Annotated in this window: 5 protein-coding genes; all 5 read left to right on the plus strand. The window is 56.9% G+C overall.

Annotated features, from left to right (window positions below; genetic code table 11):
- Positions 1-45: 45 nt before the first annotated feature.
- Positions 46-1266 (plus strand): TRAP transporter substrate-binding protein DctP, encoded by a 1221-nt coding sequence (gene dctP / locus HQL52_04400; protein ID MBF0368679.1) that lies wholly within the window; start codon positions 46-48, stop codon positions 1264-1266.
- Positions 1267-1376: 110 nt separating this feature from the next.
- Positions 1377-1994, plus strand: coding sequence for a glycerol-3-phosphate 1-O-acyltransferase PlsY (gene plsY / locus HQL52_04405; protein MBF0368680.1), 618 nt, complete (start codon positions 1377-1379; stop codon positions 1992-1994).
- Entirely contained in the window at positions 1991-3088 is a 1098-nt protein-coding gene (locus HQL52_04410; GenBank protein ID MBF0368681.1) for a LysM peptidoglycan-binding domain-containing protein, read from the plus strand. Before plsY ends, HQL52_04410 begins: the two co-directional genes overlap by 4 nt.
- Positions 3066-4298: a DNA-protecting protein DprA gene (gene dprA, locus HQL52_04415; GenBank protein ID MBF0368682.1), complete on the plus strand. Its 1233-nt coding sequence runs from the start codon at positions 3066-3068 to the stop codon at positions 4296-4298. Before HQL52_04410 ends, dprA begins: the two co-directional genes overlap by 23 nt.
- A 9-nt stretch (positions 4299-4307) precedes the next feature.
- Positions 4308-6662, plus strand: a complete 2355-nt coding sequence (gene topA, locus HQL52_04420) for a type I DNA topoisomerase (protein MBF0368683.1) — start codon at positions 4308-4310, stop codon at positions 6660-6662.
- Positions 6663-7401: the final 739 nt, after the last annotated feature.

A 7401-nucleotide genomic window follows, 5' to 3' on the forward strand; every position in this document is an offset into this window, starting at 1 on the left:
CGCCCCCATCAACTTTTGGCAAAACCTTATGAGTTGGAAAAACCATTGAGCCTTCTGCCGCGTTTTCCAAGGATCCTGTTTTCCCGTTTCCCCCTGCCCACCTCGGGGATGATCATTGGGGCTTTTTTCCTGCTGCTCCTGCTGCCAGGATCGTTATGGGCCGAAAACCCCTCAGGGAACGAACTGGTCGGGGAGGATGGTCTCATCTCCATGACCATCACCGCAGTCCAAGGCCCCAGTGTCAGCTATGTGGGCTCCATGGAATCGATGGCCCGTAAGATTGAACAGGCCAGCGGTGGCCGGATCAAGGTTGAAATTTCCAACCGGGGCCGCTCCGGCTCTGAAGCCGAAACCCTCAAAGCCCAGATCAAAGGCCGCCTGGAAGGGGGCTTCACCTCCGCCACGGTGCTGGCCAACTCCCTGCCCGGCTATCGCCTGCTCACCTTGCCCTATCTGTTTAACGACTATAGCCAGGTAAGCCATTTTATCGAATCCCCCATCGATCAATCCCTGCGTCAGACCGCCCAGGATAAACAGCTGATAGTGCTGGGCTACGCCTCCTATGGCTTTTATGGTCTGTTGGATTTTGGCTCTGAAGAGCGCCGCAACCCCACCCCGACAAATTCCCATGGTGCCGGGTCAGGAACGTCAACCTCCCCCTCTGCAAACTTTGACAGCTTCCCGGAAAATCGCCTCCCCGGGGTGGAAGCCTTTAAAAAGATGGCTGTGCGTGTGCCCCTGGACAACTGGATCACCTCCCTCCATAAAGCCTTTGGCATGCGTACTCTGGTGATCCCTGTAGAAGAGGCCGGGGTAGCCATGGAGTCGGGATGGCTGGAAGGGGTGGTGGGTACGCCTGAAGTCTTGGCCCGCTCAGTGCTCTCCAAGCGCGCCAAATTTTTTTATCACACCCGCCACCTCCACGGCTGGAGCGTTTTTACCGTCAGTCGCCGCTGGTTTGACAAGTTGCCTGATGACCTGCAAAAAATCCTCTCCCGGGTGGTATCGGAAGAGACCCGCCAGATGATCGACAAGGCTGCGGCGAAAGAAAAGAAAATTTTGACGGAATGGTCGAACAATTGGCCCCAGGTGCTGGATACGGATCGGGAATCGTTCGTGGCGGCCTTGACCCCTCTCGCCAAAAAAGCCGCCTGGCAGGTGGAGAAAAGTTTGGGCGATCCCTGGAAAATCAGAAAGCTGTGGAAACACAGGGCCTATCCCCCATCTCCAGAGGAAAACACACTCCCGGCCAGCTCATCCCGATAGCCCATACCCACCCAGCCCAGGCTGGCGATATAGTGGTGTTTGGACGACAGATAAACTGGAACGATTCTTGAATTGGATTTCACCCATTACCGATAGAAGGCTCCCTATCCTTGAACCCACTGGCTGAATTCGCCCCCCACGCTATCGTGGTTATCGCCTACCTGCTGGGATCCATTCCCTTTGGTCTGGTTTTGGCGCGACTGGTGGGCGGGGTAGACATCCGCAACCAGGGCAGCGGCAACATCGGTGCGACCAATGTCCTGCGTAGTGTGGGCAAAAAAATCGGTGCCCTGGCCCTGATACTGGATATGATCAAGGGAACCATCCCGGTGGTGGTGGCCCTTTTTCTGTTTGAACCACCATCGATCATCCCTGCGCTGACGGGGCTGGCCGCCTTTTTGGGACACCTTTTTCCCCTCTATCTGAAATTCAAGGGGGGCAAGGGGGTCGCGACCGGGTTGGGGATATTTTTCGCCTTGAGCCCCATCACAGGCGGGGTGGCTGTGGTGGCCTGGCTTGGGAGTGCGGTCATATTTCGCTTCTCTTCCGCAAGCTCCCTGGCCGCTTTTGCCGTGATGCCCATCACCTTGACGGTGTTGGGTGATACCAACGCACTCATGGTCTCAGCCGTCACCACTCCCCTGGTGTTTTGGCGGCACCGGCCCAATATCAAACGCCTCCTTGAGGGAACCGAACCGCGTATCGGCAAAAAAGGACCGCCGCCATGAAACGCCCGATGATTGATGATACCACCCTGACAAAAACCACGCTGAGTTGGGCCCTGGCCCTTTTTCTGACCCTGCTCTCCGGCTCGGCTGTCAGCGAAGAGGATCCCGCCACCAACCCCTATACGGTCAACAAGGGGGATACCCTGTGGGATCTTTCCGACAAATATCTCGAAAACCCCAGGCGCTGGCCCGATATTTGGGAGCGCAACGCCCACATCAACAGCCCCCACTGGATCTATCCCGGTGACAAGGTCTGGTTGGGTCCAGGCGCCAACGGTAGCGGCTCCGCCACCAGCTCCGGCGGGCTGCCGGTGGTCAAATTGACCCCACAAGCCCACACTGGCCCGGCTGTCAGGCAGGGAGCCCAGCTCTCTGACAGCAAAAAACATCTCATCAAAAGCTTTCTGGAAAAGGTCGGCTTTATCGTTGACGACGGTTTTGAGGGAGACGGCATCGTGATCGGCTCCCCTACCAAACGCTACGCCCTGGGTCAACACGACACCGCGCTTGTGCGTTTTAAAACCCCGCTGCCCAAGGGGGCAATTCTATCGATCTTTCGCAACGGCCCCCAACTGACCGATCCCGAGAGCGATGAATCCCTGGGTACCCTGGCCTATCGATTGGGCACCGCCCGGGTGGAGCGCAACACCCCTGAAGGGCCCATGGTACGGATTTTGGCCTCTTTTCAATCGATTCACCCCGGAGATCTCATCGCCCGCTACCATCCGGCCAACACCGACTATGAACTCCTGGCCAATCCCCCCGTTCCCCTTGAAGGCCATATCGTGGGCATCGTGGGAGGCATGGAGGAAGGGGGAACCAATCAGGTGGTCACCGTGGGGGTTGGTCGCAGAGACAAGGCGGTTCAGGGATCCATTCTCAGCATTATCCAACGTCGCACCACCACCGAGGATCCTGAAACCAAAGAGACCGTCTGGTATCCCTCCAAAGAGATTGGCCAGGCCATTTTGTTCCATGTGGGAGAAAAGGCCTCTTTTGCCCTCCTCGCCGGCACCCTGGAGTCTGTCACCCGGGGGGATCTGGTCCAGAGCGCAAACAGTGCTGTGAGCGATGAATCAGCGTTTGTACGTTGATTGGCTACGATTTATCCGAACCCCCGGTCTCAACCGGTCCCTCATCAATCGTCTGATTGATCATTTCGGCACCCCGGAAGCGCTCCTCGACGCCTCCGCCAAAGAGTTGCAGGCGGTCCCCGGGGCCACACCGCAACTGGCTGAGACGATTCTCAAGGGTCACCACAAACCCCATCCCGGCCTCTCCCCCCCGGACGAATTGGCAGCCCTCGCCCAGTTGGGGGGTAAAGCCCTCATTCTGGGCGGTCCCGACTATCCGCCGCTGCTGGCCACCATCCACGATCCCCCGCCAATTCTCTTTGTGCTGGGGGATGACACCCTGCTCACGGGAAAAAACAAGGTGGCCATCGTCGGCACCCGCAAGGCCAGCCATGGGGGATTGCAACTCGCCCGAAAAATGGGCGCCGATCTCTCCGGCCACGGTTTGATCACGGTGAGCGGCTTGGCCATGGGTATCGACACCGCTGCCCACTGGGGAGCTCTGGAGGGGGGTGGCCAGACCATTGCAGTGATTGCCACGGGTCTGGATATCGACTATCCCCACGCCAATGCCGAACTACGCAGGCGTATCATCGAAAAGGGCTGCCTCATCACCGAATCCCCCCTGGGCACCCCGGCCCTGCCCCATCTCTTTCCCCCACGCAACCGCATTATTTCCGGCTTGAGCCTGGGTGTGGCGGTGGTGGAAGCCTCCATGAAGTCGGGCTCTCTGATCACCGCCCGCCTGGCTCTGGAGCAGGGCAGAGAGGTGTTTGCCGTGCCCGGTCCGGTCACCGACAGCCGCTCCAAGGGAGTACACCATCTCCTCAAACAAGGGGCCTGCCTGGTGGAAAATGTCGCTGATATTATCCAGGAGCTGGAACTTTCCTGGTCTGACAGCCTTCCAAACAACCATGGGGAGAGGCTGGACACAGGGGCGCATTTATCAAAGGCCTCCCCTCGAACATCGCCAGAAGAGAGACCAGACACCCCACCCAATCAAGCTCAAAACCCGCCATCAGCAAGCGCCATACCGCCCCCCCAATCGGGCAGTGAAGCGTGGCTCATCGTGGAACAACTCAAAAAAGGCCCCCACCTGGCTGATGAGCTAGCCCGGAGTTGCGGATTGACAGTGGCATCTCTTTCGCGCATTTTACTTCAGCTTGAACTGGTCGGGGTGGTTCAACGCCTGCCCGGCAACACGTTCACCCTGGGGAAGCACCTGGAGTAAACCCGAACCATGACCTCAATCGTCGTCGTCGAATCACCAGCCAAGGCCAAAACCATCAACCGATTCCTCGGTAAGGATTATGAGGTGGTAGCCACCTATGGCCATATCCGGGATCTAGCCAAAAAAAATGGCTCCGTGGATCCGGAAGACGATTTTCACATGCACTATGAGGTTTCAAAAGACTCCTCAAAACATGTGACCGCCCTGGCCAAAGCCGCCAAGGGAGCGGATACCCTGTTGCTGGCCACTGACCCTGACCGCGAAGGGGAAGCGATCTCCTGGCATGTGCTGGAGGTGCTCAGATCCAAGCGGGGGCTGAGCAAAGTCCCGGTCAAGCGTGTGGTTTTTCACGAAATCACCCAACGGGCCATCCAGGAAGCCATCGGCAACGCCCGGGATCTGGACATGAATCTGGTCAATGCCCAGCAGGCCCGGCGCGCCTTGGATTATCTGGTGGGATTCAATCTGAGCCCCCTTTTATGGAAAAAAGTCCGCAGAGGTCTCTCTGCCGGGCGGGTCCAATCGGTGGCGTTGCGTCTGGTCTGCGAGCGGGAAGCGGAAATCGAGGCTTTCAAGCCCCAGGAATATTGGACCATCCAGGCGGAAGTTCAAAAAGAGAAGGCCCAAGGTGCTCCCCGCCCCTTCCCGGCCCGGTTGGTGGTGGCAGACAACAAAAAACTCGGCAAATTCGACATTCCCGATGATGCCACGGCCAAGCGCCTGGTGGGTGAGATAGAGAAGCAGGCCCTGTTTGTCGCCGATCTGGAAAAAAAGCGGGTTTCCCGCAATCCGGCCCCCCCCTTCATCACCTCCACCCTGCAACAGGAGGCCTCCCGGAAGTTGCGGTTTTCCGCCAAAAAAACCATGTCCACCGCCCAAAGGCTCTACGAGGGTCTGGAAGTTCCCACCGCCGACGGCGGCAAGGAGATGGCGGGACTCATCACCTATATGCGTACCGACTCGGTGACCCTGGCCCAGGAGGCGGTGGTGGCGTTGCGGGATTTGATCTCCAATCGCTACGGCCCGGAATTTGTTCCCAAAACCCCGAGACGCTATAAATCGTCAGCGAAAAATGCCCAGGAAGCCCACGAAGCGATCCGCCCCACCGATGCCAGCCGCACCCCTGAGATGCTCAAAAGCGTGCTGCCTCCGGATCAATTCCGCCTCTACGAGCTGATCTGGAAGCGTACCGTCACCTCCCAGATGGCTTCCGCCAAAATCGACAAGGTCGCTGCGACTCTTTCAGTCGGCAGCCCCGACCCCGAGGCCCCCTTTCGTCTCAGGGCCAACGGCTCATCGATCCATTTTCCCGGCTTTATGAAGGTCTACAGCGAAGGCCAGGATGAGGTTTCGGCCCAGGATCGCAACGACGACGAATCGGAAACCATGCTGCCCCCCCTGAAAAAGGGCGAGGCGATCCAACAAAACAAGCTCGACGCCAATCAGCATTTTACCGAACCGCCCCCCCGCTACACGGAGGCGACCCTGGTTAAAAGCCTGGAAAGCTTCGGCATTGGCCGACCCTCCACCTATGCCCCCACCATGTCCACGTTGCAGGATCGGGGTTATGTCAAACTGGAAAAGAGAAAGTTTTTTCCCGAGGATGTCGGGCTGGTGGTCAATAAGTTTTTGGTGGAGCACTTTCCCAAATATCTGGACTATCATTTTACCGCCCACCTGGAAGACGACCTGGATGCCGTCGCCCGGGGAGAGCGGGCCTGGGTGCCGCTGCTCAACGATTTTTGGCAGCCGTTCATCGATCAGGTCAAGGAAAAGGACAAGACCACCAAGCGGGCGGATGTCACCACCGAAGCCACAGGAGAAGCCTGCCCCGAGTGCGGCAAGGATCTCTTCATTCGCCTGGGTCGCTATGGCCGTTTCAAGGCCTGCTCCAACTATCCGGAGTGCCGCTTTACCGAAAACATCAAGAAAGAGGGGGAACCCGACCAACCCCCCAAGGCGGAGCCGGTCCTCTCAGAGGAAAAGTGCGAAAAGTGTGGTGAGTTCATGCTCATCAAGGAGGGGCGCTACGGAAAATATTATGCCTGCTCCGGCTATCCCAAATGCCGCAACAATCAGCCTCTGGAAAAGCCCAAAAACACCGAAATCGACTGTCCCCAGTGCAAAAAGGGTACTTTTCTGGAGAAAAAATCCCGGCGGGGTAAGATTTTCTACTCCTGCTCCCAATATCCCAAGTGCAAAAATGCCCTGTGGAACCTGCCGCTGAAAACCCCCTGCCCCAAATGCAACGCCCCCTTCATCACCGAAAAAACCACCAAAAAGTGGGGGACTCAGCATATCTGTGTGGTGGAAGGGTGTGACTATAAGGAAAGCGCGCCTGAGTCTGAATCCGAGTCTGAGTGACCCATGGGTGTTGGGAGAAAAATCCCCTTTTTCTCCCAACAAGCGGTTCCCTCTGAAAATCAATCATTCTCCCTGATTCACTCCCGCGAAAGCGGGCATTCAGGGAGATCCGCAAATAAAGGCGGGCGCCTGTTTCATAGCCCACCCATCCCCTTTGAAATCCGTCAAACTGCAACCTATATAAACTCAATCTGCATAAGCTTCACAAACCGTGCAAACCGGTCCGATGTGGTGAGCAAAGCGAACCGCATCATTCGGGCTGGAAGAAAACAAAGGCCAACCCACTTCCCATCACACCTATACAGCATGCTTGTAACTGTGACAGGCAATACGTAATACGTATTCCTTGCCTGTCAGCACGAACTACGATTAACTGGTAGGATGTGGTGAGCAAAGCGAACCGCATCAATTGAGTTGGAAACAAACGAAGATCAGCCGATTCCCTCCGAACTCATCGGCGGATGTATAAATGAGTCAGAGGTGTAGTCGTTCTAAATTATAGCCATTCGAATCAAGAATTGGACATATGCCGTTGTACTTTTTTCGTCACCCTTTAGCCGACCTTGTCTATGGGAAAAGGGCACCCATTGCCGCGAATTTCTATTTTCGCAGATTTTTTTCTTTTCACCCAACCACAGCATCCGTGTCGAGTATCGCACCCGGGTTTTCGTTGGTTTCGGTGTCGGTCGAAATTGCACTCCGCACCAGTCACCCTTCTGGATCTAGGCGTGGGGCAGCC

This window comes from Magnetococcales bacterium, from assembly GCA_015232395.1.
Classification (GTDB): Bacteria; Pseudomonadota; Magnetococcia; order Magnetococcales; family JADFZT01; genus JADFZT01.